The 24004-nt window shown below is 67.6% G+C and carries 23 protein-coding genes and 1 pseudogene; 9 read left to right on the top strand and 15 right to left on the bottom strand.

Annotation, left to right across the window (positions count from 1 at the left end):
* The 4 genes from pcaF to AB7O82_RS25190 all read right to left on the bottom strand — a co-directional run.
* The coding region (pcaF, locus tag AB7O82_RS25205; RefSeq protein WP_428620428.1) for a 3-oxoadipyl-CoA thiolase at nucleotides 1-1181 on the bottom strand (1181 nt) is incomplete at its 3' end.
* 95 nt (nucleotides 1182-1276) lie between these two features.
* Complete coding sequence (locus AB7O82_RS25200; protein WP_428548729.1) at nucleotides 1277-1936, bottom strand: class I SAM-dependent methyltransferase; 660 nt, start codon at nucleotides 1934-1936, stop codon at nucleotides 1277-1279.
* A complete protein-coding gene (locus tag AB7O82_RS25195; protein WP_428548732.1) occupies nucleotides 1929-3128 on the bottom strand; it encodes a DUF3419 family protein in 1200 nt (399 codons plus the stop codon). The genes AB7O82_RS25200 and AB7O82_RS25195 overlap by 8 nt, the downstream gene beginning before the upstream one ends.
* Before the next feature lie 66 nt (nucleotides 3129-3194).
* On the bottom strand, nucleotides 3195-4328 hold the full coding sequence (locus tag AB7O82_RS25190) for a glycosyltransferase family 4 protein (RefSeq protein ID WP_428548735.1): 1134 nt from the start codon (nucleotides 4326-4328) through the stop codon (nucleotides 3195-3197).
* 201 nt (nucleotides 4329-4529) lie between these two features.
* Here AB7O82_RS25190 and AB7O82_RS25185 point away from each other — a divergent pair, with 201 nt between their 5' ends.
* The 3 genes from AB7O82_RS25185 (at nucleotide 4530) to AB7O82_RS25175 (ending at nucleotide 8410) form a co-directional block, all read left to right on the top strand.
* On the top strand, nucleotides 4530-6290 hold the full coding sequence (locus AB7O82_RS25185) for an ABC transporter ATP-binding protein (RefSeq protein WP_428548738.1): 1761 nt from the start codon (nucleotides 4530-4532) through the stop codon (nucleotides 6288-6290).
* Between the two features lie 44 nt (nucleotides 6291-6334).
* Complete coding sequence (locus AB7O82_RS25180) at nucleotides 6335-6898, top strand: methylated-DNA--[protein]-cysteine S-methyltransferase (protein ID WP_428548741.1); 564 nt, start codon at nucleotides 6335-6337, stop codon at nucleotides 6896-6898.
* Nucleotides 6899-7015: 117 nt separating this feature from the next.
* Nucleotides 7016-8410, top strand: coding sequence for a malonyl-CoA decarboxylase domain-containing protein (locus AB7O82_RS25175; protein ID WP_428548744.1), 1395 nt, complete (start codon nucleotides 7016-7018; stop codon nucleotides 8408-8410).
* Nucleotides 8411-8515: 105 nt separating this feature from the next.
* Here AB7O82_RS25175 and AB7O82_RS25170 read toward each other — a convergent pair whose 3' ends face one another.
* From AB7O82_RS25170 to AB7O82_RS25150, 5 genes are all read right to left on the bottom strand, one after another.
* Entirely contained in the window at nucleotides 8516-9448 is a 933-nt protein-coding gene (locus tag AB7O82_RS25170) for an SMP-30/gluconolactonase/LRE family protein (protein WP_428548747.1), read from the bottom strand.
* Nucleotides 9449-9462: 14 nt separating this feature from the next.
* On the bottom strand, nucleotides 9463-10248 hold the full coding sequence (locus AB7O82_RS25165; protein WP_428548750.1) for an enoyl-CoA hydratase-related protein: 786 nt from the start codon (nucleotides 10246-10248) through the stop codon (nucleotides 9463-9465).
* 4 nt (nucleotides 10249-10252) lie between these two features.
* Complete coding sequence (locus tag AB7O82_RS25160; RefSeq protein WP_428548777.1) at nucleotides 10253-11050, bottom strand: enoyl-CoA hydratase-related protein; 798 nt, start codon at nucleotides 11048-11050, stop codon at nucleotides 10253-10255.
* Nucleotides 11051-11133: 83 nt separating this feature from the next.
* Nucleotides 11134-12249, bottom strand: a complete 1116-nt coding sequence (locus tag AB7O82_RS25155; RefSeq protein WP_428548753.1) for an adenylate/guanylate cyclase domain-containing protein — start codon at nucleotides 12247-12249, stop codon at nucleotides 11134-11136.
* A 68-nt stretch (nucleotides 12250-12317) separates the two neighbouring features.
* On the bottom strand, nucleotides 12318-13211 hold the full coding sequence (locus AB7O82_RS25150; RefSeq protein ID WP_428548756.1) for an SDR family oxidoreductase: 894 nt from the start codon (nucleotides 13209-13211) through the stop codon (nucleotides 12318-12320).
* 205 nt (nucleotides 13212-13416) lie between these two features.
* Here AB7O82_RS25150 and AB7O82_RS25145 point away from each other — a divergent pair, with 205 nt between their 5' ends.
* Entirely contained in the window at nucleotides 13417-13881 is a 465-nt protein-coding gene (locus AB7O82_RS25145; RefSeq protein WP_428548759.1) for a cupin domain-containing protein, read from the top strand.
* 21 nt (nucleotides 13882-13902) lie between these two features.
* Nucleotides 13903-15099, top strand: coding sequence for an MFS transporter (locus AB7O82_RS25140; RefSeq protein WP_428620426.1), 1197 nt, complete (start codon nucleotides 13903-13905; stop codon nucleotides 15097-15099).
* On the opposite strand, the gene AB7O82_RS25135 is transcribed toward AB7O82_RS25140, so the two are convergent.
* A complete protein-coding gene (locus AB7O82_RS25135) occupies nucleotides 15096-15479 on the bottom strand; it encodes a helix-turn-helix domain-containing protein (RefSeq protein WP_428548765.1) in 384 nt (127 codons plus the stop codon). The two genes, AB7O82_RS25140 and AB7O82_RS25135, sit on opposite strands and share 4 nt — an antisense overlap.
* Before the next feature lie 15 nt (nucleotides 15480-15494).
* Complete coding sequence (locus AB7O82_RS25130; protein ID WP_428548768.1) at nucleotides 15495-15791, bottom strand: type II toxin-antitoxin system HigB family toxin; 297 nt, start codon at nucleotides 15789-15791, stop codon at nucleotides 15495-15497.
* Nucleotides 15792-16189: 398 nt separating this feature from the next.
* Here AB7O82_RS25130 and AB7O82_RS25125 point away from each other — a divergent pair, with 398 nt between their 5' ends.
* The 3 genes from AB7O82_RS25125 to AB7O82_RS25115 all read left to right on the top strand — a co-directional run bounded on the left by AB7O82_RS25125 (nucleotide 16190) and on the right by AB7O82_RS25115 (nucleotide 18781).
* On the top strand, nucleotides 16190-17593 hold the full coding sequence (locus tag AB7O82_RS25125; protein WP_428548771.1) for an FAD-binding oxidoreductase: 1404 nt from the start codon (nucleotides 16190-16192) through the stop codon (nucleotides 17591-17593).
* Between the two features lie 63 nt (nucleotides 17594-17656).
* The gene (locus AB7O82_RS25120; RefSeq protein ID WP_428548774.1) at nucleotides 17657-18349 is read left to right on the top strand and encodes a site-2 protease family protein; all 693 of its coding nucleotides are present in this window, start codon (nucleotides 17657-17659) and stop codon (nucleotides 18347-18349) included.
* A gap of 126 nt (nucleotides 18350-18475) precedes the next feature.
* The gene (locus tag AB7O82_RS25115) at nucleotides 18476-18781 is read left to right on the top strand and encodes a hypothetical protein (RefSeq protein ID WP_428620424.1); all 306 of its coding nucleotides are present in this window, start codon (nucleotides 18476-18478) and stop codon (nucleotides 18779-18781) included.
* A gap of 633 nt (nucleotides 18782-19414) precedes the next feature.
* On the opposite strand, the gene AB7O82_RS25110 is transcribed toward AB7O82_RS25115, so the two are convergent.
* The 3 genes from AB7O82_RS25110 to AB7O82_RS25100 form a co-directional block, all read right to left on the bottom strand.
* Complete coding sequence (locus tag AB7O82_RS25110; protein ID WP_428555771.1) at nucleotides 19415-19759, bottom strand: RidA family protein; 345 nt, start codon at nucleotides 19757-19759, stop codon at nucleotides 19415-19417.
* A gap of 52 nt (nucleotides 19760-19811) precedes the next feature.
* Complete coding sequence (locus tag AB7O82_RS25105) at nucleotides 19812-20165, bottom strand: RidA family protein (RefSeq protein WP_428555775.1); 354 nt, start codon at nucleotides 20163-20165, stop codon at nucleotides 19812-19814.
* A gap of 164 nt (nucleotides 20166-20329) precedes the next feature.
* Complete coding sequence (locus AB7O82_RS25100) at nucleotides 20330-21913, bottom strand: peptide chain release factor 3 (protein ID WP_428555778.1); 1584 nt, start codon at nucleotides 21911-21913, stop codon at nucleotides 20330-20332.
* A gap of 214 nt (nucleotides 21914-22127) precedes the next feature.
* Between AB7O82_RS25100 and AB7O82_RS25095 the strand changes: the two genes are divergently transcribed.
* On the top strand, nucleotides 22128-22898 hold the full coding sequence (locus tag AB7O82_RS25095; protein ID WP_428620423.1) for a ferredoxin--NADP reductase: 771 nt from the start codon (nucleotides 22128-22130) through the stop codon (nucleotides 22896-22898).
* A gap of 647 nt (nucleotides 22899-23545) precedes the next feature.
* Here AB7O82_RS25095 and AB7O82_RS25090 read toward each other — a convergent pair.
* Nucleotides 23546-24004 (bottom strand): annotated as a pseudogene (locus AB7O82_RS25090) (ABC transporter ATP-binding protein); the annotation flags it as partial.

Raw genomic sequence — 24004 nt, 5'->3', positions numbered from 1 at the left:
GCGATGCCCTGGCCGACGCCGATGCACATGGTGCAGAGCGCCCGTTTGCCGCCGGTCGCCTCGAGCTGGTTGAGCGCGGTGATCATCAGGCGGCCGCCCGAGGCGCCGAGCGGATGGCCGATGGCGATGGCGCCGCCGTTCGGATTGACGTTGTCGGCATCGTCGGCGAGGCCGAGCTGGCGCAGCACCGCCAGCGCCTGGGCGGCGAAGGCCTCGTTGAGCTCGATCGTGTCGAAGTCGCGCACCGTGAGGCCGAGCTTGGCCAGCAGCTTCTGCGTCGCCGGCACCGGCCCGATGCCCATGACGCGCGGCGGCACGCCGGCCGACACCGCGCCCAGGATGCGCGCGCGCGGCGTAAGCCCATTGGCCTTGGCGGCGGCTTCCGAGGCAATGATCATGGCGCAGGCGGCATCGTTCAGGCCCGACGAGTTACCCGCCGTCACCGAGCCGCCTTCGCGAAAGGCCGCCGGCAGCTTGGCCAGGATTTCCATCGTCGTGTCGCCGCGCGGATGCTCGTCCCTGGCGACGATCGCCTCGGTCTTGCCCTTCTTGACGCAGACTTCGACGATCTCCTTGTCGAAGAAGCCGCGCTCCTGGGCAGCCTTGCAACGGCGCTGGCTGCGGTAGGCAAAGGCGTCCTGGTCGGTACGGCTTATCTGGTGCTCGCCGGCGACGTTCTCGGCCGTCTGACCCATGGCATCGACGCCGTAGGCCGCCTTCATGCGCGGGTTGACGAAGCGCCAGCCAAGCACGGTGTCCTCGAGCTTCATCGAGCGATCGAACGCGCTCTCCGGCTTGCCCATGACGTAGGGCGAGCGCGTCATGCCTTCGACGCCGCCCGCGATCATCATGTCGGCCTCGCCGAGCTTGACGGCGCGCGCCGCGTGCCCCGCCGCTTCCAGCCCCGACCCGCACAGCCGATTGACGGTGGCGCCGGCGACCTCGACGGGAAGCCCGGCCAGAAGGCCGGCCATGCGCGCGACATTGCGGTTGTCCTCGCCCGCCTGGTTGACGCAACCGTAGATCACGTCGTCGACCGAGCCCCAATCGACGCTCGCGTTGCGTTTCATCAGCGCCTTGATGGGGTGGGCGGCAAGATCGTCCACGCGCATGGCGGCAAGCCCGCCATTATAGCGGCCGACCGGCGTGCGAATGGCATCGCAGATGAAGGCTTCGGTCATGTTGACTACTCCCGACTCAGTCGATCTGCCGGGGTAGCATCGCGCCTAGGGCTTTGCCAACTCCTGGGGCCTTGCCAACTCCCGGTCGGGAAGCGTTAACCGGTCGGGCCGCGGCGGAACACGGCGTATTGGGCATAACCGCCATGTGGGCGGTCGAGGCAGCACAGCGCGCCGCCACCGACCGCCAGCGCCGCGAGCTCGGCCTCGAGCCCCTCGCGCGGCTCGACATGGAACCACGCCAGCCACCGGCGGAGACCGGCGCGGAACCATCCCGGCAGGTGCTCCTGGCCGCCGAAGTCGACGATATGCAGTTCACCGCCGGCCGGCAGCCAATGCAGCGCCCGCGCCAGCGCGTCGCGCCAGGCCGGGATCATCGACAGGCTGTACGAGAAGAAGATTCGCGAGAAGCCCGGCACGCCGAACGACAGCGCCGGATCGAAGCTGGTGGCGTCGGCACGGGCGAGGCGGATGCGCCCCTGCAGGCCAGACCGACCGACTGTCCGCCGGGCCGTCGCCAGCATCTCGTGCGAAAGATCGACGCCGTAGAAGGTAGCCTGGGGCCACAGCCGCGCGGCGTGGACGAGGTTGCGCGCCGTGCCGCAGCCGACCTCCAGCACGCGCCCGCCCGGCGGCGGCGCCAGATCGTCGATCAGGCGGTCGCGGCCAAGGAGATAGAATTTCCGCGTCAGGTCGTAGACGTGCCGCTGATGCCGATAGAGGCGGTCCATCAGGTCGGGCGCGGCCGGATCACCCACGTGCCTGCCCGGCCAGAACATAGAGATGAAAGCCGCCATAGACTGCCGAGCGATCGCGCGCGGTGAAGGCGAGCGAGGCTTCCTCGTCGTAGCGCCAGCGCGCCAGCAGCGCCGGATCGAGGCGGCCGGGCAGCAGCGACGGCTCGGCGGCGGTGCGGAAGATGACGCGCGCGCCTGCGCGCGCCGTACGGGTGATCTCGGTCCACAGCGCTTCGAGCTGGGCGTCGGTCATCCAGTCCTGGGCATCGAGCAGGACGTAGCGATCGCACGAGGCGTCGGGGCACGCGGCAAGATGCTCGGTCACCGAGCGGTTCAACGCCTCGATGCGATCGACCCGCGCGCGGATCGTGTCGAACTGCGCGCGCCGCAGGTAGGGTGGCAACGGCCCCTGGCCGTCGGCGCTGTAACGTCGACCGAACGCCTGCCAGGCGAAGTAGTTGTCGTCGAGGCTGAAGCCGCAGGCTAGGCGCTCGACGCGCGAGCGCAGGACCGAGCCCATGTCGCGGCCGCCCGCGAGGGCCTCGTACTGGGCCGGCGGGATGCCGAGACCGTACAGCGACAGCCGGTTGGCGGTCGCCCAGCGCACGACCGGCTTGTCGAACAATGGTGCCAGCATGGTTTCGAAGAAGGCGCGCTGATCCTCGAGCGTGCGTGCGTTCAGGAGGTCGCGCAGGTCGACGCCGTGCAGGCGTGCGGCGGCATGGGCAAGCCCGATGAAGCGGCCAAGCACGCCGTGCCGGTAGGCATTGCGGGCGAAGATCGAGATGCGGCGGCGGCCGAGCTGCTGAAGGCTGCGCCCCTCCCAGTACGCACGGCTCTGCGCGTCGAGATGCGGCGCGATCAGCCGGTCGTAGGCGTCGAGATTGGCCTCGTCGTCGGCTGCGCCGAAGAAAGCATAGAAGGCTTGCCACGACGGCAGCCGGGTAGCCGCAACCACCTTCAGGCGATTGAGCGCCACGTGAGCCCGGCTGAGGTCGACGGCAACGATGTGCGCGGGATCCCCGGTCAGGTACGACAGGACGTTGCAGCCACCGGAGGCGATGGCCACGACGCGACACTGCGGCCCCAGAGCCAGCGCCTCGAGATCGATCTCGGGGTCCTCCCAGATCTGGGTGTAGACCAGGCCGCGAAAGAGGCGCTCGAACAAACGCTCCAGAACCCCTTCGAGGGAGAGCGCACGGGTGCGCCGCACGGCTTCCTTCAGACGGACGCGGCTTTCAGCCCGCAGATCGACCACTCGAACCCACCTCGGATCGACTCAATCCGAGACGTATAACCCGTCATGCATGCCAGTTTGATGACGGCCCTCATGGTCGCGCGCGGCTGGCGCTGTGGTGCCGTTGACGGTGCGCAGCGGACGCCGCGTCCCCGTCGCGAGGGCGTGATATACTTTCAGGTAGTCGACCGCCATGCGGTGGGCAGTGAAGCGCTCCTTGAATCGCGCATGGATCTTCTGGTGCGACAGGCGCGGGAGCTGATGCTCGATGGCATTCACGGCAGCGGCTTCGTCATCGACGATGAAGCCGGTCAGGCCATGCTCGACGACCTCGGACACCGAGCCGCTGGGATAGGCGATTACGGGCGTGCCGCAGGCCATGGCCTCGATCATCACCAGGCCGAACGGCTCGGGCCAGTCGATCGGCAGGAGCAGCGCGCGCGCACCGCTCAGAAACTCGGACTTGTCCGCGTCACTTATCTCACCGATGTACTCGATACCCGGCAAGTCGAGCAGCGGCCGTATCTCGTTGGCGAAGTAGTCGACATCGACGCGATCCACCTTGGCCGCGATCTTCAGCGGCAGGTTGCAGCGCTGGGCGATGCGTATCGCCCTGTCGACCGCCTTCTCGGGTGCTATCCGGCCCAGCACGGCCAAGTAGTCGCGGTTCATCGGCCGCGGCGTCAGGAGGGTCGAAGGCAAACCATGATAGATCGTCTTCAACCAGCGCGCCTGGGGCAGCGGACTGCGCTGCGCATTCGAGATCGAGATGACCGGCACGTGCGTGAACGCATTGAATACCGTCTGATGCTCCGGCAGATCGAGCCGGCCATGCATGGTGGTGACAAAGGGCGTGGACTGGCGCGAGAACATCGAGAACGGCAGGTAGTCGAGATGGAAGTGCAGGAGATCGAACTCCTGGGCCCGTCGGCGGACGTGCTCCAGCATCGCGACATGCAGCGCCATCGGGTCGCGCACCTTGTCGTCCATGCGCAGCGCACGCGGCCACATCGCCTCGAGCTTCGCCGAGGTCCGGGAGTCGCCGCTGGCGAACAGCGTGACGTCGTGGCCGAGCGCCACGAGTTCCTCGGTCAGCCAGGAGACGACGCGTTCCGTACCGCCGTAGAGCTTTGGCGGAATGGCCTCGGTCAACGGTGCAATCTGCGCGATACGCATGAAGCCGCCCTCCTTTGAAACGAATGACACGAGCGCCAGACAGCAACGAACCCCGGCGAGACGCCGGGGTTCGGTACACGAACTCGAAACTTCGATGACGACAAAATGCGGTCGCGAGGTGGCAGCCACTTATTTGTCACGCAGAGTTCCCCTCTCCTCATGTAACGAAATCGCGGCTCAATCGTTGCACTTCTTCGGAATATGGATCGTCTCAGCAATTACGCGCACCGGCCCGTTGCGTTCGTGCTGCGCTATGTGCGCCGCCGATGGGTTGCGCACGCCTCCATTCTTGCAGCGGTGCTGGGTGCGGTCGGCTGCTCGATCAGCACGCAGTACGGCGTCAAGTTTCTGGTCGACACGCTGTCGGCCGGCCCGACCGCGGGCGGCATCTGGCTGGCCTTTGGACTCCTGGTGTCGCTGATTGCCGCCGACAACCTGTTGTGGCGTCTGGCCGGTTGGATCGCAAGCCATGCCTTTGTCGGCGTCACCGGCGATCTGCGCAGTGAGCTGTTCCGCTATCTCACGGGACACGCACCAAGCTACTTCGCGCAGCGCCTGACGGGCACGCTCACCGGCCGGGTGACGGCCACCTCGAACGCCTCCTTCGCCGTCGAGAATCTCTTCATCTGGAACGTGCTGCCGCCGTGCGCGGCAACCATGGGCGCCATCGCCTACCTGGCGGTCGTCAGCCTGCCCATGGCGATGGCGCTGTTCGCCATCTCCGGCATCATCATGGTGTTGCTGTTCCGGATGGCGGCCCGCGGTGCGCCGCTTCATCACGGCTTCGCCGATCGCGCCGCGCGGGTCGAAGGCGAGCTGACCGACGTCCTCGGCAACATGCCGCTGGTCAGGACCTTCGGCGCGATCGGCCGCGAGCACAGCCGCTTCGACCGCACGATAGACAGCGAGATGAGCGCGCGCCGGCGCAGTCTGCAGTACCTCGAGAGGCTGCGCCTGCTGCACGCTGCCATTACCATCGTTCTGACGGTCGCGATCCTGGCCTGGGCGATCGTGCTGTGGCAGCGCGGCCAGGCGAGCGTCGGCGACGTCGTTCTGGTATGCACGCTGGGCTTCACTGTATTGCATGCCACGCGTGACCTGGCGGTGGCGCTGGTCGACGTTACCCAGCACATGGCGCGGCTTGCCGAGGCGATTGCCACCCTGCTGCAGCCCCATGCCCTTCGCGAGCACCCCGCGGCGGTAGCCCTGGTGCCGCGGCAACAGGGGGTGGCGTTCGAGAACGTCGCCTTCGCCTATCCCGGCGGCAGCAAGCTGTTCGAGGGCCTCAGCCTCAGGATCGCCGCCGGCCGGCGGACCGGGCTGGTCGGCCCGTCGGGCGGCGGCAAGTCGACGGTGCTGGCGCTGCTGCAGCGCTTTCACGACGTCGACAGCGGTCGCATCCTGATCGACGGCCAGAACATCGCGCACATCACGCAGGAAAGCCTGCGTCACGCGATCTCCTTCGTGCCGCAGGACATTTCCCTGCTGCACCGCTCGATCCTGGACAACATTCGCTATGGCCGGCCCGACGCGTCCGATGCGGACGTGGTCGCGGCGGCCGAGGCGGCGCGCTGTCGCGACTTCATCGAGGCCCTGCCGGACGGCTTCGCGACGATCGTCGGCGAGCGCGGCACGCGCCTGTCGGGTGGCCAGCGCCAGCGCATCGCCATTGCGCGTGCGCTCTTGAAGGATTCACCGATCGTGCTGCTCGACGAGGCCACCTCCTCGCTCGACGGCGAATCCGAGGAGCTGATCCGCCAAGCTCTCGACCGCCTGATGCAGGGCCGCACCGTGATCGCCATCGCCCATCGCCTGTCGACGCTGCGCAGCTTCGACCGGATCATCGTTCTCGATCGCGGCCGCGTCATGCAGGACGGCTCGCCCGAGGAGCTGCTGCTGCGCAAGGGGCCGTACCGCACCCTGATGGACAGCGAGCTGGCCCGGCTGCGCCGGGTGGCGTGACGCACCCTTGACGGGTCGACCGGCCAGGGAGGACGGTAGCCGTCATGACGACCAGCACTGCGACCGCGCCGGGCTTTGCCCTCTTCGAGACACCACTCGGCGTCTGCGGCATCGCCTGGAATGCGAACGGCATCACCGGGCTGCAATTGCCCGAGGCGAGTGCCGAGGCCACGCGGACCCGCTTGCGCCGGCGCTGGCCGGGGGCGCACGAGTCCGAGCCGCCGGCCGATGTGCAGCGCGCCATCGATCGGGTGCTGGCGCTGCTCGGCGGTGCGGCGATCGATCTTTCGGATGTGGCGCTCGACCTCGACGAGGTCCCCGAGTTCCATCGCAAGGTCTACGCGGTGGCGCGCACCATTCCGCCCGGCCGGACGCTGACCTACGGCGACATCGCCAGACGTCTCGGCGTACCGCAGGAAGCGCGCGAGGTCGGTCAGGCGCTCGGCCGCAACCCGGTGGCCATCATCGTGCCCTGCCATCGCGTGCTGGCGGCCAACGGCAGGATGGGCGGCTTTTCGGCCAATGGCGGCGTTGCCACCAAGCGGCGCATGCTGGAGATCGAAGGCGCCCTCGACAGCGGCCCGCTGTTCGAGTTCGCGCGGCGCTGACGCCACGGGAGTGCGCCGCCAAGCGTCGGCGCGGCCGAAAATGGCACGGTTGCTGCTGCGGCAATTGCGATGGTCGATGCCACTGCAGTGACACGTTCAGCATGACATAATTGGGCCATGGTCCTTCCTCTTTCCAGCACCGTCGATCGCACGCTCGAGCGGCTGCGCACGGCCTTCGTCGAGACGACCCGCGGCGCGCGCGAGGTCGTGGGGGCGCCGATCCGTCCCGATCTGCCCGACGACGACATCCCGCGCCTGAAGGGACGCATCGATGCCTGCCTCGAAGGCAAGGGCGGCGAGACGGCGCAGCGCCGACGCGCCGCCGAGCTCGGCCAGACCTACCTGTCCCTGTCCTCGGCCGGCCGCCGGAAGTTCCTGCTGACGCTGGCGCACGACTACGGCCTGCCGCGCGAGGCGGCGCTGGCGACGGTCGAACGGTGGCGCGCCTCGAAGGACGCGCCGCGCGCCCTGGTCAAGGCGCTCGAGCCGCCGGCGGTGCGCCTGCTGCGCGAGTTCGTCGGCGTGCCCCAGGGCGTGAAGTTCGTGGTCGACCTGCGCGCCGAGCTGCTGACTCTCGGCAAGTCGGACGCGGCGGCGCGCATGCTGAGCGAGGACCTGCGGCCGCTGCTCAGCGCATGGTTCGATGTCGGCTTTCTCGACCTGGTGCGCATCGACTGGGAGGCGCCGGCCTCGCTGCTCGAGAAGTTCGTCGCCTACGAGGCGGTGCACGCCATCCGCTCGTGGCGCGATCTCAAGAACCGGCTCGACAGCGACCGCCGCTGCTTCGCCTTCTTCCATCCGCGCATGCCGGACGAGCCGCTGATCTTTGTCGAGGTGGCGCTGGTCGACGGCCTCGCCGGCAACGTCCAGCGGCTGCTCGACGCCCGCGCGGCTACGCACGATACGCGCCACGCCAACACCGCCATCTTCTACTCGATCTCGAACTGCCAGCAGGGGCTGGCCGGCATCAGCTTCGGCAACTTCCTGATCAAGCGCGTCGCCGACCAGCTGGCGCGCGACCTGCCCAACATCAAGGAGTTCGCTACCCTCTCGCCGATCCCGGGCCTGCGGCACTACATCGACGGACGGTTGAAGGCCGAAGGCGACCAGGTCCTGACCGCCGCGGAGATCGCCTCGCTGGCGCCGGTGATCGACGAGGCCACCGGCGCCGCCGCGGTGCGCATGCTGCTCGACCGACCGGTGTGGTGGGAGGTGCCGGCGATCTCCAAGGCGCTGCGCCCGATCCTGAGCCGGCTGGCGGCCAAGTACCTCACCGCGACGGACGAGCGCGGCCGCGCCATCGACCGCGTCGCCCATTTCCATCTCGGCAATGGCGCCATCGTCGAGCGGTTGAACTGGCTGGGCGACACCAGCGGCAACGGCTTCCGCCAATCGTACGCCATGATGGTGAACTACCGCTACAAGCTCGCCGACGTCGACGCCAACCACGAGGCCTACGCCGCGGGCCGCGTCGTCGCCAGCCGCGAGGTGAGGGCGCTGGCCAAGGGGTAGGTCATGCTCTTCCGGACCGCGGGCGTCCCGCCCGTTCATGAATCTGAGCGGGCGGGACGCCCGCGGTCCGGAAGAGCATGAGTGGCGCGGTCCCAGCGATGATGCCTACTTGTTCAAATACTCGAGCTTCAGGCCTGGGCGCGGCCATTCGAAGCTCACCAGCTTGCCGGTGAGCGAGAGCGTGGCGTAGGCCGTGCGCAACTCCTTGCCGCCGAAGCAGACGTTGGTGACCATCGCGTCGGGCAGCTTGTACTGGGTCACCGACTGGCCGTCGGGCGAGATGTCCGACACCGCGCCGGTGATCAGCGTGGCGACGCAGATGTGGCCCGCCGAATCGACGGCGAGCGAATCGAACATCTGGTAGCCGCCGAGGCCCACCACCACGCGGCCCTTCTCGCCGCGATAGGGGCCATTGGCCGACTTGATCTCGCCCGGCGCCGAGAGCTCGAAGCTCCAGCAGCGCGCGGTCGGCGTCTCGACGACGTAGAGCGCCTTGCCGTCGGGCGACAGGCCGCAGCCGTTGGGCCGCTCGAGCGGGAAGATCTTCTCCTCGATCTTCGAGCCGTCGGCTTTGGCATAGTAGACCGCGCCGCGGTCGCTATCACGGTCGCGCGTCTTGCCGAGGTCGGTGAACCAGAAACCGCCGGCATCGTCGAACACCAGGTCGTTGGGGCCGTTCAGCTTGCGGCCGTCGCACGACTCGTAGAGCGTCTCGAACTTGCCGGTCTCCGGATCGACGACCTGGATCGAGCCGCCCTTGTACTCGGCCGGCTGTGTGCCGGGGAAGGTCCGGCCGTCGGGCAGCTTGATCCAGTTGAAGCCACCGTTGTTGGTAACGTAGATCTTGCCGTTCGGCCCCATCGCCGCCCCGTTCGGGCCGCCGCCCAGAGTGGCGATCACATGCTGCTTGCCGTCTGGCATAACGCGGGTCAGCGTCTGGCGGGCGATCTCGACCAGGATCACCGAGCCGTCGGGCATGGCGACCGGGCCCTCCGGAAACCTGAGGCCCGAGGTGATCTCCTTGTGTGGCGTCGTCATGATCTCTCCCCCAACTACTTGCCCTTGAAAGCCGGCTTGCGCTTGCCGAGGAAGGCCGCGACGCCTTCCCTGAAATCCTCGCTGCGTCCCAGCTCGCGCTGGAAGTCGCGCTCGACGTCGAGCTGCTGGCTGAGATCGTTGCCGCTGGCGCGCCCCAACGCCTCCTTGATGCGGGCCAGCGACAGGGTCGGGCCGTCGGCCAGGCGGCGGGCGATGTCCGTCGCCGTCTTCATCAGGTCGGCATCCTCGACGACATCCCAGATCAGACCCCATTCCTTGGCCTGCGTCGCGGTGATCTGCGGCGCCAGCATCGCGAGCGCACGGGCGCGCTGATCGCCCACCAGGCGCGGCAGGAACCACGTGCTGCCGCCGTCGGGCAGCAGGCCGATGCGGGCGAAGGCCTGCAGGAAGGTCGCCGACTTGGCCGCCACCGCGATGTCGGCCGCGAGCGCGAAGCTCATGCCGACGCCCGCCGCCGGCCCGTTGACCGCCGCGATGATCGGCTTGGGCAGCGCGCGCATCAGGCGGATTACCGGATTGAAGTGCTTCTCGAGAGCTGAGCCCGCGTCCCCACCGACGCCCTCGCGATCGGGATCGGCCAGGTCGGCACCGGCACAGAAACCGCGGCCGGCGCCGGTCAGCAGCACGGCGCGCACCGAGGAATCCTGGGCGAGCTTCTCCCAGCAATCCTTGATGTCGACGATCATCTTGCGCGACACGGCGTTGAGCTTCTCCGGCACGTTCAGCGTCAGCGTGGCGAGGCCCTGGTCCTTGGTGAGGATGATCCTGTCGTAGCTCATGGGCTCATCGTCCGGTGAAGTTGGCGGGGCGCTTGGCGAGGAAGGCGGCGATGCCCTCCTTGCAGTCGGCGCTCAGGCTCAGCGCGCGCTGGCTGTCGCGCTCGAGGTCGAGCTGCTGGTCGAGCGTGTTGGTGGCGGCGACGTTCATGGCCTGCTTGATGGCGGCATACGAGAGCGTCGGCCCCTTGGCCAGCCGATGGACGAGCTTCTGCGCCTCTGCCATCAGCGCGTCATCGTCGAAGACCTGCCACACCATGCCCATGCGCGCCGCTTCCTCGGCCGGCACCGAGCTGCCGAGCATCGCCAGGCCGCGGGCACGCGCATCGCCCACGATGTGCGGCAGGAAATAAGTGCCGCCGAGATCGGGGATCAGCGAGATGCGCACGAAGGCCTGGTCGAAGCGGGCCGAGCGGGCGGCCAGCACGATGTCGCAGGCCAGCGCCAGGTTGGCGCCGCCGCCCGCCGCGATGCCGTTCACGGCAGCGACGATCGGCTTGGGCAGCGCCCGCATGGCGCGGATCATGGGGTTGAAGATGCGGTCCATGGCGGCGCCGAGATCGCGCGGGCCGTCCGCCGCACCATCACCTGGACCGCCATCGGCGAGGTCGGCGCCGGCGCAGAAGCCGCGGCCGACGCCCGTCAGCAGGACGGCGCGGATATCGGCGTCGTCGCGCGCGCGGGCGAGCTCGTGGTTGATCGTCTCGATCAGCGCCGGGCTCATGGCGTTGAGCCGCTGCGGCCGGTTGAGCGTCAGGGTCAGCACGCCGTCTTCGAGAGCGGCGATTACGGGCGTTATGTCCATGGCCGCGGAGACTGGCACGCGGGCCGTTCCAGCGCCATCCGGCCGCGTCGCATCGCGGCACGTCGATTTCTGTCTGCGCGTCATCACGAGGGCAGGGTGAACACCTCGACCGGCTCGGCAACGCCGCGCAGGCGATGGAAGCCGAGCGAGGTGAGCGGCACCGGGCAGACCTCGTTGAAGGCGGCCGACGCCAGCACCGGGACCTTGAGCTCCTTGGTCAGGTTTTCCAGCCGGGCGGTGAGATTGACGGCCGGACCGATGACGGTGAAGTCGAGGCGGTTGCCGGTGCCGACATTGCCGAACGTCACCGTGCCGACATGCAGGCCGATGCCGAAGCGCAGCGGCTCCAACCCGCCGGTGGCGCGCGCCTCGTTGGCGGCCTCGATGTCGCCCATCAGCCGGCGCGCCGCAGCGAGCGCGGCCGAGGTCACCATCGGCAGGAACAGCGCGTCCTCGGCGGGGAAGTAGCCCATCACGCCGTCGCCGATGAATTTCAGGATCTCCCCGCCGTTCGCGTCGAGCGCGTCGCCGACCAGCTGCAGGTAATTGTTCAACAGCTCGAGCAGCTCGCCCGGCGTCATGCGCTCGTTCATGCCGGTGAAGTCGCGCAGGTCGGAGAACCACAGGACCGCGCGAATCTCCTGGCCCTCGCCGCGCCGGATGGCGCCGTTCAGCACGCGCTGGCCGATCTCGCGGCCGAGATAGGTCCGCGCCACCGTATCGGCAACGCCGCGCTCGATGTGGGATTCGACGATGGCGCCCACCATGTCGACCAGGCGCGTGAAGTCGGCGATGTCCTGGTCGGAGAAGCCGGCCGGGTCGTTGGTCGTGAAGGTGACGACCGGCAGCGGTCCCTCGCGGCGCAGTCGCATCGGCAGGGCGAGATAGTCGGTGCCGCCGTCGGCCTTGACCTCGCGCAGCGTGAGGCTGTGGCTCGGGCCGACGTCCTTCAGGCGATACCGCACCGCCCGGTTCTGCTCGCGCGCCTCCTGCAGGGGGCTCCCGATGTAGGCCGAGGTGAACTGGGTGCCGAAGGCGCGGGCGATCTCCTGCACCTTCTCGCCGCGCCGCCAGACGTAGGCCATGGCCTGCAGCTCGGGATGGACGAGCTGCAGACCGATATAGATGCGCCAGACCGGCAGCCCGGCCTTGGCGAGCCGGTCGCCCAGCTGCTCGAGGAAAGCCGACGGCGTGGCCACCAGCCGGCCCTCGCTGGCGAGCCAATCCGCGATCGGCGCCAGTCGGCCGCGTGCCGGGCACCCGCTCTTCAGCTGCCGACCACCGCCGCCACTTCCTCCGACGAGGTCCGGTAGACCTTGGTTGTCGAGAGGTCGGCGATCTTCTCGATGTTGTCAGCGACGTCCTCGATGGTGGGGGCGCGGCCCGCAATGCGTACGCCCGGCGCCTCGCGATACTCGATGCGCGCGAAGTAACCGGCGCCGGCGCTCCAGATCTCGCCGGTGTGCTGGCACTGCTCGCTGCACAGATAGGCGACCATCGGCGAAACGAACGAGGGATCGAGCCTGGCCAGCATCTCGGGCGTCATCAGGCTCTCGGTCATGCGCGTGCCGGCGACCGGCGCCAGCGCATTGATCAGCACGTTGTACTTCTGGCCCTCGAGACGCAGCGCGTTCATGAGCCCGACGACGGCGAGCTTGGCGCCGGCATAGTTGGCCTGGCCGAAATTGCCGTAGATGCCGGAGTTCGACGAGGTCACGACGACGCGGCCGTAGGCCTTGGCCCGCAGGATCGGCCAGGCGGCATGGGTGACGTAGGCGGTGCCGAGGAAGTGCACCTTCACGACGAAGTCGAAATCCTCGACCGTCATGTTGTGGAAGGTCTTGTCGCGCAGCACGCCGGCATTGTTGACGACGATGTCGACCGTGCCGAACGCGTCGACCGCCGTCTTGACGATGTTGCCCGCACTCGCAGGCTCGGCCACCGAATCGTAGTTGGCGACGGCGCTGCCGCCCGCTGCCTTGATCTCCGCCACGACCTTGTCGGCCGCCGCGTGATTGCCGCCCTTGCCGTCGACCGCGCCGCCGGGATCATTCACCACCACCCTGGCACCGCGCGATGCCAGCAGCAGGGCATGGGCGCGGCCGAGGCCGCCGCCGGCGCCGGTGACGATGGCGACCCGGTTGTCGAAGCGAATTGTCATTCTCGGTCTCCCCTCAGCTCTTGCCCAGTCCTCAGCTCTCGCCCTTCACGTCTCGCCGCGATGCGGGGCCCGCGCCGCTTATAGGGCGATCGTCCCCGGCTATGGAATCCATTCCTGATCGGCATTTTCGCTTCACACAGCCTCGGCCGATGCTCCGCCCATCGCCTCGACCAACCCGGTCTCGGCCCATTCGACGGAGATGCCCATGTTTGTTCGCCCTGCCCTCGTTTCAACCCTTCTGCTTGCCGGGCTCGGCCTGGCCGGTCCCGCCCTTGCCGGCGAATGCCCGGCCGACAAGGTCAAGGCCGACGCCGTCAAACCGGTCACCCATGGCCCCAAGGGCGTGACCGACAAGGTCCTGTCGTCCATCGACCTCGCCGGCGAGAAGGTCGCCCTCAAGGGTCACATGATGCGCGTCCGCAAGCTCGAGGTGCAGCCGGGCGGCATCGTGCCCTGGCACAGCCATGCCGATCGGCCGGCGCTGATCTACATCGTCAGCGGCGAGATCGTCGAGAACGCCAGCAACTGCGCCGTGCCGATCGTCCACAAGGCGGGCGAAGTGGCGCGCGAGTCGCATGCCACCGCGCACTGGTGGCAGAACAACGGCAAGGCCGCGGCCGTGCTGCTGTCGTTCGACATCGCTGCCGATCCCAACGACCACGGCATGTAACCTCGAGCCGAGGAGCGTCCCATGTCCGGTGTCCTGCGCGCGTTCACGATCGGCCTCACCGCCTTCCTGACCGTGGTCGATCTGTTCGCGACGCAGGCCATCCTGCCGGCGCTCACCCGTGCCTACGGCGTGTCGCCGGCGGAGATGGGCTTCGCCGTCAACGCCACCACCATCGGCATGGCCGCGGGCGGCCTGGCCGTCGCCCTGTTCGGCCGCCATCTCGACCGGCGGCGCGGCATCCTCGCGAGCCTGGCGCTGCTCGCCCTGCCGACGGCGCTGCTCGCGACCATGCCCGACCTGCCGCTGTTCACCCTGCTGCGCATCGCCCAGGGCCTCTGCATGTCGACGGCCTTCGCGCTCACGCTGGCCCATCTCGGTGAGCATACGAGCGCCGCCGACACCGCCGGCGCCTTCGCCGCCTACATCACCGGCAACGTGGCGAGCAACCTGTTCGGCCGCCTGCTGGCGGCGGGCCTGGTCGATCACTGGGGCCTCGCCGCCAATTTCCATATCTTCGCCGCGCTCAATTTCGCCGGCGCCATCCTGGTGTGGTTCAGCGTCGAGCGCACGCCGCCGATGCGGCTGGCCGACATGAGCCATGGCCACCCGTTCGACAGCTTCCTCGTCCATCTCGCCAACCCGGCCCTGCGCGCCGCCTTCGCCATCGGCTTCCTCATTCTGTTCGCCTTCATCGGCACCTTCACCTACGTGAACTTCGTGCTCGTGCGTCCGCCCTTCTCGGTCGGCATGATGATGCTGGGCGTCGTCTACTTCGTCTTCCTGCCGTCGATCGTCACCACGCCGCTCGCCGGCAAGGTCGCCGCCCGCATCGGCACGCGCCCCGCCCTGTGGTCGGCCTTCGCGCTCGCCGCCGCCGGCCTGCCGTTCCTGCTCGCCGACACGCTTTCCGCCGTGCTCGCCGGCCTCGCCCTGCTCGCCGTCGGCACGTTCTTCGCCCAGGCCACCGCCACCGGTTTCGTCGGCCGCGCCGCCACCGTCGACCGCGGCGCCGCCAGCGGCCTCTACCTCGCCAGCTACTTCCTGGGCGGCCTCACCGGCAGCGCGGTGCTCGGCGTTCTGTTCGACCGCCTGGGCTGGACCGCCTGCGTCGCCGGCATCGGCGTTTCGCTTGCGCTCGGTGCGCTGCTGGCAACGCGGCTAGTCCTGATGCATCCCGGGCAGGCGGCACGGAACACGCGGCAGCCGGCCACCCTTTAGGCGGCCTTGGGTGGTCGCTGACCTTCGAGGCGATAGATTTGGACCAGGACTTCCGCCGGAATGTCCCACGCCGTCGAAAGCTTGCGGATAACCGACAGGGACATCGGCCGCTTGCGATTGAGGATCGCCGACGCCAGTGAACGCGATCCCACCAGGCGCGCAAAATCGGCTTGTTCCAGGCCGCGCTCCTCCATGTGAGTTTGGATCGCCTCGATCGGCTCTGGCAGGTCTATCCTGTCGCGTGTCGCTTCGTACGCAGTGACCAACGCGACGAGCACCTCGAGCCGGTCTGCCCGTGGCGTGCCACGCTTTGCGCCCATCAGGCGCTCGATCTCCGCCAGGGCCCGATCGTGTTCTGCCCGTGTCCGAATAGGTCTCATCGGCATCGTGTGTCCTCACACGGTTCGGGCATCGATCCGGTCGTAGGCGGCATGAAGCCCGACGAAACGAACCAACACCAATCCAACGGCATAGTCTATCTTCACAACCAGTCGATACTTGTTGCCGCCAACATCGAAGATCGCCCTGTTTCCGGCGACAAAGTCTACTGTCGCCCCGAATTGTGCTCGAACGTCGCGTGGTCCCAGCCAACGCGCTCGAACGACGCGGGCATACCAAAGTTTCAACGGCGTCTCGGCTGCGGGATGACGCCGCCAGAACTCCCGCAGCGTCCTCTTGGCGATGACCTGCACGGGACTTCAATAGCATGTTCACAAAATGTGAACAAGCTGCTTGAGAACGCAGCCGAATCATCACTAGGCCCGTGCCTTCTTCATGCCGACGGCCATGGCGGGCGAGATCGCGACGCCCTTGACCTGGCATTGCCCGACCTTGCCGCGTGACGGTCGAGAGGCAGCTCTGGGCCAGCGGCCGCTTCCTGAAGGCCGTGGCTCAGGTCCCAATCGCCTGTCGCACACGACCGATCTATTGCCGCCCATTCCCTCGGTTGGCTTTCGCGGCGTTTCAGCGTATCCACAGGCCCTACGCCAGCCACCCTACGCTGCCGGGCAGCTTCGGGAGGCCGAGGCAAACGACATGACACAGGTCGCCCGAAGCTCCGCAGGAGCGAAGGGGGGCCAGGAGAACCGCAATGGCCGCCCAGGCCCAGGCAAGAGCCCCCGAGGTCGATCTCACCGTCGCCGAGCTGAAGAAGCTTTTCGGCGACCGCGTCAGCACGTCCCATGCCGTGCGCGAGCAGCACGGCAAGGACATCTCGTTCCACGAGGCGCACCTGCCCGACGCCGTGGTGTTCGCCGAGTCGGCCGAGGAGGTGCAGCAGATCGTGCAGCTCTGCGCCCGGCACAAGACGCCGATCATCGCCTTCGGCACCGGCACCTCGCTGGAGGGCCACATCAGCGCGCTCAACGGCGGCATCTCCCTCGACGTCAGCCGCATGAACAGGGTGCTGGCGGTCAACGAGGCCGACCTCGACGTGGTGGTGCAGCCGGGCGTCACGCGCAAGCAGCTCAACGAATACATCCGCGCCACCGGCCTGTTCTTCCCGATCGATCCCGGCGCCGACGCCTCGATCGGCGGCATGACCAGCACGCGCGCCTCGGGCACCAACGCGGTGCGCTACGGCACCATGCGCGAGAACGTGCTGGCTCTGCAGGTCGTGACGCCGGACGGCCGGCTGATGCGGCTCGGCCGCCGCTCGCGCAAATCGTCGGCGGGCTACGACCTCGTGAAGCTGTTCGTCGGCTCCGAGGGCACGCTCGGCATCATCACCGAGATCACGCTGCGTCTTTACGGCATCCCCGAATCGATGGTCTCGGCGACCTGCGCCTTCGACACGCTGGAAGGCGCGGTCAACACGGTGATCCAGACCATCCAGTCCGGCATCCCGGTGGCGCGCATCGAGCTGATGGACACCGAGACGGTCGACACCGTGAACAGGTACTCCAAGCTCGACCTGCCGTTGAAGAGCACGCTGATGCTGGAATTCCACGGCACCGAGGCGAGCACGAAGGAGCAGGCCGAGATGGTGCAGGCGCTGGCCGCCGACAACGGCGGCAGCCACTTCGCCTGGACCGGCCAGGCCGAGGAGCGCAGCAGGATGTGGCAGGCGCGCCACGACGCGGCGTGGGCGGCCAAGTCGGCGCGGCCCGGCTGGGGCATGTGGGCGACCGACGTCTGCGTGCCGATCTCGCGGCTCGCCGAATGCATCCTCGAGACGCAGAAGGACATCGTCGCCAGCAGGATCTACGCCCCGATCGTCGGCCATGTCGGCGATGGCAACTTCCATCTCACCATGATGGTCGACCCCGACGACCCGACCTACCTGCCGCGCGCCGAGGCGCTGAACGACCGCATGGTGGCGCGCGCCCTGGCGCTCGGCGGCACCTGCACTGGCGAGCACGGCGTCGGCATGGGCAAGATCAAGTTCCTCTACGAGGAGCATGGCGAGGCGATGTCGCTGATGCGCTCGATCAAGCGGGCGCTCGATCCCGACAACATCATGAATCCCGGCAAGATCCTCGGGCCGACCAACTAGCAAGACCAACCACAGGACAGGCGCCGGTCGCGCGGCCCCACGCGGCGATCGTCGGGAACCATCATGAACGAGCAGTTGCTGTCGACGCTGTACACCGCCTCGACCTGGGTGATCCCTGCCCTGCTGGCGATCACCCTGCACGAGGCGGCGCACGCCTTCGTCGCCTCCAGGCGCGGCGATCCGACCGCCGCGCGGTTGGGCCGCGTCACCTTCAACCCGCTGAAGCATGTCGATCCGTTCGGCACCATCCTGCTGCCCGGCATCCTGCTGCTGACGCATGCGCCGTTCCTGTTCGGCTACGCCAAGCCGGTGCCGGTGAATTTCCGGATGCTCAAGAATCCGCGGCGGGACATGGTGCTGGTGGCGGCGGCCGGCCCGGGCATCAACATCGTGCTCGCCCTCGCCGCCGGCCTGCTCGCCCATGCGCTGCCCCTGCTGCCGCCGCAGGCCGTGCCGTGGGTGGTCGAAAACCTTCGCAACATGATCGTGCTCAACGTCATCCTCGCCGTCTTCAACATGCTGCCGCTGCCACCGCTCGACGGCGGGCGCGTCGCCGTCGGCCTGCTGCCCGATTTTCTGGCCGTGCCGCTCGCCAGGCTGGAGCCCTACGGCATGTTCATCATCATCGGCCTGCTGTTCATCCTGCCGCTGATCGGCAGCCAGATCGGCACCAACCTCAACGTCCTCAACTGGCTGCTCTCGGACGCCTTCGACGCCGTCATACGGTTCGTGCTGAAGGTGACCGGCAATACGTGAGCCGCCGCCGGTCGAGAGAGATGCTGCGCTACGGCGTCGCTCGCATCCCGTGATCATGCCGGCAGTGGCAGCATCGCCTGCCCGGGAAGGCAACGATCTCTCCTCCCGGCGTGTCGTTGCAGGCCTATGCGCAGTCGACTGCACGGCGGCCGCTACTGCATCGCGACCACGCTGTTGTCGCCAAGAAAAATCGCCGCCGACACGGCTGAAATGCTGCCAGATCGGGCTTTTATCACGGTGCCGGCAGCCCATAACAGGGAATTGGATCAGGGATTTGCTCGCACCAGAACAGGGAAATTGAAGCACCAGATCAGGGAATTTCAGAAGCGGATCAGGGATCGTCCTGCACGGATCAAGGAGCTCGACACTTCGGGCGGACGCCGGAGCACTCCATGGCTGGGAGAGAGCGTCACGCGCCGGCCCACAGAATAGAACGACCCTCTTTTCTTGCGGTCGGTGCGGTCGGTTGCGGTCGGAGCCTTTGGAATCAAGGAGTTGGCCCGACCGCAAGCGACAGTTCGGAACGCCTGGTGCGGTCGGGGCCGCCGTCTTGCGGTCGGGGTCATCCGACGCCCGCTCCCTCACGTGTGTCACCTCCCCCTTCGCAGAGCGGCCGTGGAGAGTCGGCTCCGATTCTTGCGTCCGTTGCGTCCGTGCGTCACCGGCGTTTGGAATCAAGGACTTGGCACTGACGCACCGGAACGTCGTTGCGTCAGCGGTGGGTTGGCTTGCGTCGGTCATGGCGATCACGGTGATGTCGTTCGAATCGCGCGCATATGTTCAAGCCGGCTATCACGACGCCGCACGAGCGGGCAGAGCGGACAGCCGCGTTGGCTCTCCCCTGCAGCCACCATCGTCTGTTCAATCGCACCTGCTCTGCTGATCACACCTGCTATCACGACGTCACACCAGCGGGCACAAGGGCCAGCCGGACTGGCTCGCGCCTGCAGCCACGACCGTGTGCAATCAATTGCACTCGCCACTGCGCGGCCGCGTGTGCCGAATACGGACAAGAAAAAGGGCCGGCGAATGCCGGCCCTTCATTTCTTCGTAAGAAGCGAAGGCTTACTTCGCCGCCTGCACCATGATCTCGACCTTGAGGCCCGGGGCCGCGAGCTTGGCCTCGACGGTGGCGCGGGCCGGCGTGTTGCCGGGGGCGACCCAGGCGTCCCACACCTCGTTCATCTGGCTCCAGGTCGCGATGTCGGTCAGCCAGATGTTGGCCGACAGGATCTTCGACTTGTCGGTGCCGGCCTCGGCCAGGAACTTGTCGATCTTGGCCAGGATCTGGGCGGTCTGGCCCTTGACGTCGGCCTTCGCATCGTCGGCCGTCAGGCCGGCGAGATAGACCGTGTTGCCGTGCACCACCGCGCTGCTCATGCGCGGACCAGCATTGATACGTTGCACCATCGTCCTCTCCTCTCCTCGTTGGGCTTTTGGGCGGCGGCGACCTTAGCAGAGGCTAGCGCGCCGCGACGACCATGATTTCGACCTTCATTCTCGGGTCGTTCAGCCGCGCCTGCACCGTGGCGCGCGCCGGCGCCTGGCCGGGCACCACCCAGGCGTCCCACACCGCGTTCATGGCGGCGAAGTCGGCGATGTCGGCGAGCCAGATCACGGCGCTCAGGATCCTGGTCTTGTCGCTACCGCCGCGCGCCAGCAGCGCATCGATCTCGGCCAGGGCCTGCTTCACCTGCCCGGTGATGTCGAGCGAGGTGTCCTCCGGGGTCATGCCGGAGAGATACATGCGGTCGCCGTGGACGCTGGCTTCGCTGAGACGCGGGCCGGGGTCGATGCGGACGATGGATGTGGTCATGGGACTCCTCCTGCGTGAGCTCATTGCTGGAGCGCGCCTCTCCGATGGCGCTCTTCTCGTTGAAGACACATCCCATGAGCGCCATCGAAGTGGCGCGCTCCCAGCAATGACCCCTCCGTCGCGTATGACGCGACACCTCCCCAGCTCCGCTGGGGAGGAAACATCTACGCCCGCTCGCGGATGTCGGAGAAGCGGATTTTCGGCGAACGTTCGGCGATGTAGCCCAGCTCCCAGGCGTTGCGGGCCAGGAAGACCGGGGAGCCGTCGCGGTCCTCGGACATGCCGCCGCGGTTGGCCGACATGAAGGCGTCGAGATCGGCCTTGCTGTCGGCGGCGATCCAGCGCGCGGTCTCGAACGGCGCCGGCTCCAGCTCGATCTTGACCTGGTACTCGGCCTCGACGCGGGTCTTCAGCACGTCGAGCTGCAGCTCGCCGACGACACCCACGATGTGATCGCCGCCGATGATGCGGCGGAATACCTGGGTCACGCCCTCCTCGGCGAGATCGTCGAGCGCGCGCTTGAGCTGCTTGGACTTCATCGGATCCTCGAGCTTCACGCGGCGCAGGATTTCCGGCGCGAAGTTGGGGATGCCGGTGATCTTCACCGTCTCGCCCTCGGTCAGCGTGTCGCCGACCCTGAGCACGCCGTGATTGGGCACGCCGATGATGTCGCCCGGCCAGGCTTCGTCGACGATCTCGCGCTCGCGGGCGAAGAACAGGATCGGCGAGTTGACCGACAGCACCTTGCCGGTGCCCATCTGTGTGAGCTTCATGCCACGGCGGAACCTGCCGCTGCACAGGCGCATGAAGGCGATGCGGTCGCGGTGGTTGGGGTCCATGTTGGCCTGGACCTTGAACACGAAGCCAGTGACCTTGGGGTCGACCGGATCGATCGGCCGCGGTTCGGCCGGCTGCGGCCGGGGTGGCGGCGCCCAGGCGGCCAGCGCGTCCAAGAGTTCGCGGACGCCGAAATTGTTGTAGGCGCTGCCGAAGAACACCGGCGTCAGATGGCCGGCCCGGTAGGACTCCAGATCGAAGGCAGGATAGCCGGCGCGCACCAGCTCGACCTCCTCGGCCAGCCGCTGGTCGTCGATCGTGTAGTTCTCGATCACCTCGCCGATGCGGCTGCGGTCACTCGAATCGAACACCAGCATGCGGTTGCGAGCGAGATCGTAGGTCCCCTTGAAAGCCTGGCCCGAGCCGGTCGGCCAGGTCATGGGCGCAACGTCGAGCGCCAGGGTCGAGGCGATCTCGTCCAGGAGCTCGATCGGGTCCTTGGCCTCGCGGTCGAGCTTGTTGATGAAGGTGACGATCGGCACGTCGCGCAGGCGGCAGATCTCGAACAGCTTGCGGGTGCGCGCCTCGATGCCGCGGGCGGCGTCGATCACCATCACCGCCGAATCGACCGCGGTCAGGGTGCGGTAGGTGTCCTCGCTGAAATCCTCGTGGCCCGGCGTGTCCAGGAGATTGAACACCGCGCCGCCATACTCGAAATGCATCACCGAGGTGGTGACCGAGATGCCGCGCTGTTGCTCGATCTTCATCCAGTCCGAGCGCGCCCGCCGCGCCTCGCCGCGCGCCTTGACCGCGCCCGCGACATGGATGGCTCCGCCGAACAGCAGCAGCTTCTCGGTCAGCGTCGTCTTGCCGGCGTCGGGATGGGAGATGATGGCGAACGTCCGCCGCAAGCCGGCCGGATGGCCGGCGAGATGGGCGTCGAACGCGGGGGAAATGGCGGAGTCGGGCACGGTCGGGGTTCCAGGGGACTGCGGGGGTTAGCCGAGGCCTCGCGGGGCGTCAATCGCGCAGTTGCCGGCGAGCCGGATCGAGGGAGGCCGGCGCCCACGTGCGGCCTATGGTCCCTTGCACTTCGCGGCGCGGCTCCTACATCAGCCGCCGAGCCATCGCCATCCCCACAATCGATCGACGGCAGCCTGGCCCGACGGCCGGCGGAGGCGTGTTTTGAGCGCGTTGAGGAACGAGATCGTGCAATCGGTCCACCACTGGACCGACGAGTTGTTCAGCTTCAGGACCACCCGAGACAAGGGTTTCCGCTTCGCCAGCGGGCAGTTCACGATGATCGGTCTCAGGGTCGACGGCAAGCCGCTGCTGCGCGCCTACTCGATCGCCAGCGCCCACTACGACGACGAGCTGGAGTTCTTCTCCATCAAGGTCCCCGACGGCCGGCTGACCTCGCGCCTGAAGGATCTCGCGCCGGGCGATGCGATCCTGGTCGGCGCCAAGGCCACCGGCACGCTGCTGCTCGACAGCCTGACGCCGGGCCGCAATCTCTACCTGCTGGGCACCGGCACCGGGCTCGCGCCCTTCCTCTCGATCGTCCGCGATCCCGAGGTCTACGAGCGCTTCGAGAAGGTGGTCCTGGTCCACGGCTGCCGCCACGTGCGCGATCTCGCCTACCGCTCCAGGCTCGCCGACGAGCTGCCCGCCGACGAGATCCTGGGCGACCTGGTGCGCGACCAGCTCGTCTACTACCCGACCATCACCCGCGAACCGTTCCGCAACCGCGGCCGCATCTCCGACCTGATCGCGAGCGGCACCCTGGCGCGTGATGTCGGCTTGCCGCCCATCGGCAAGGAGCACGATCGCTTCATGCTGTGCGGCAGCGTGCAGATGCTGGCCGACCTCCGCGTCCTACTGGAGGGTGCCGGTCTCACCGAGGGCAGCACGACGGTTCCCGGCGAGTTCGTCGTTGAGAAGGCGTTCGTCGATTAGGGCGATTCTCGATTTGATGGAACCGCTCCATCAAGGGCGCGCCGCTCAAGGCAAAGTAGCCTACGCCGGCGGTGATGCTCATGGGCGGGAGTGCGCCACTCGTAGGCGCTAACTTCAGAACTCCTGACATAGGCGGTTGTGGCACCGAAAATGCTGGAGTTTTCGTTGGTGGGGGTGCGGACCAATACCTGTCCGGTTTGTGGCATCGAAAACGTGTTCTGCTCGCAAAATCAGAGGTTCTTCGGCATAGGCTGCGGACCCAAACGTGTCCGCTCTGGCAGAGCCGGACATTCCCGCATTGGCCTATGTCAGGAGTTCTGAACTTAACTTACAGGGGACCTCACCCTGAGGAGCGGCCTGGAGGCCGCGTCTCGATTCGGGCGAAGTAACCTTCGCCCTTTGGTCGGCAACAAATCCGATGTTGCAACACCGCTATTCCAGCGATCTGGTCTGTCGCGCATCCTTCGAGACGGTCGCTACGCGACCTCCTCAGGATGAGGACTTTGCTGGACCGGCCAAAGTTAGCGCCTATGAGTGCGCCACTCCGTGGCGTTCATCGGGATGGCGGAAACACCAATTGCGGCTCGGAAGAAAAGCATGAGCGCCACGGAGTGGCGCGCTCCCGGCGCATGAGAAATGCGCGCGCGTCAGCCCTCGAGCTCCTCGCGCAGCATCTCCAGTTCCAGCCATTCGGTCTCGGCGGCGTCGAGTTCGGCCTGAGCGGCGCCGAGGCGGCTGGTCTTGGCGGCGAAGGATGCGGCGTCGCGGCGATAGAGATCGGCATCGGCGAGCGCCTGCTGCAGGGAGCCTATCTCGGCATGCAGCGCGTCGATTTTTTTGGGCAGCTCGGCGAGCGCCCGTTCGCGCTTGTAGCCCAGCCGCCGCGCCGGGGTAGCTGAGGCCTCCGGGCGCTGCGCCGCGACAGGTGTCTTGTCGCGCCGCGCCGTCGTTGCCGGCGCCTCGCGCGGACCGCGCTGGGCCACGTAATCGCTGTAGCCGCCGGCATACTCGATCGCCGTGCCGTCGCCCTCGAGCGCGATCGTCGAGGTCACCAGCCGGTCGAGGAAGTCGCGGTCGTGGCTCACCAGCAGCACGGTGCCGTCATA

This window comes from Reyranella sp., from assembly GCF_050185545.1.
Classification (GTDB): domain Bacteria; phylum Pseudomonadota; class Alphaproteobacteria; order Reyranellales; family Reyranellaceae; genus Reyranella.
The sequence above is the reverse complement of the archived record's forward strand: the minus strand, read 5'-3'. Positions and strand labels throughout refer to the sequence as shown.

Coding starts and splice junctions, on each gene's coding strand:
- AB7O82_RS25190 (WP_428548735.1), bottom strand. CDS start 4,328: ATGCGTATCGCGCAGATTGCACCGTTGACCGAGGCCATTCCGCCAAAG.
- AB7O82_RS25185 (WP_428548738.1), top strand. CDS start 4,530: ATGGATCGTCTCAGCAATTACGCGCACCGGCCCGTTGCGTTCGTGCTG.
- AB7O82_RS25180 (WP_428548741.1), top strand. CDS start 6,335: ATGACGACCAGCACTGCGACCGCGCCGGGCTTTGCCCTCTTCGAGACA.
- AB7O82_RS25175 (WP_428548744.1), top strand. CDS start 7,016: ATGGTCCTTCCTCTTTCCAGCACCGTCGATCGCACGCTCGAGCGGCTG.
- AB7O82_RS25170 (WP_428548747.1), bottom strand. CDS start 9,448: ATGACGACGCCACACAAGGAGATCACCTCGGGCCTCAGGTTTCCGGAG.
- AB7O82_RS25165 (WP_428548750.1), bottom strand. CDS start 10,248: ATGAGCTACGACAGGATCATCCTCACCAAGGACCAGGGCCTCGCCACG.
- AB7O82_RS25160 (WP_428548777.1), bottom strand. CDS start 11,050: ATGGACATAACGCCCGTAATCGCCGCTCTCGAAGACGGCGTGCTGACC.
- AB7O82_RS25150 (WP_428548756.1), bottom strand. CDS start 13,211: ATGACAATTCGCTTCGACAACCGGGTCGCCATCGTCACCGGCGCCGGC.
- AB7O82_RS25145 (WP_428548759.1), top strand. CDS start 13,417: ATGTTTGTTCGCCCTGCCCTCGTTTCAACCCTTCTGCTTGCCGGGCTC.
- AB7O82_RS25140 (WP_428620426.1), top strand. CDS start 13,903: ATGTCCGGTGTCCTGCGCGCGTTCACGATCGGCCTCACCGCCTTCCTG.
- AB7O82_RS25135 (WP_428548765.1), bottom strand. CDS start 15,479: ATGAGACCTATTCGGACACGGGCAGAACACGATCGGGCCCTGGCGGAG.
- AB7O82_RS25125 (WP_428548771.1), top strand. CDS start 16,190: ATGGCCGCCCAGGCCCAGGCAAGAGCCCCCGAGGTCGATCTCACCGTC.
- AB7O82_RS25120 (WP_428548774.1), top strand. CDS start 17,657: ATGAACGAGCAGTTGCTGTCGACGCTGTACACCGCCTCGACCTGGGTG.
- AB7O82_RS25115 (WP_428620424.1), top strand. CDS start 18,476: ATGCGCAGTCGACTGCACGGCGGCCGCTACTGCATCGCGACCACGCTG.
- AB7O82_RS25110 (WP_428555771.1), bottom strand. CDS start 19,759: ATGGTGCAACGTATCAATGCTGGTCCGCGCATGAGCAGCGCGGTGGTG.
- AB7O82_RS25105 (WP_428555775.1), bottom strand. CDS start 20,165: ATGACCACATCCATCGTCCGCATCGACCCCGGCCCGCGTCTCAGCGAA.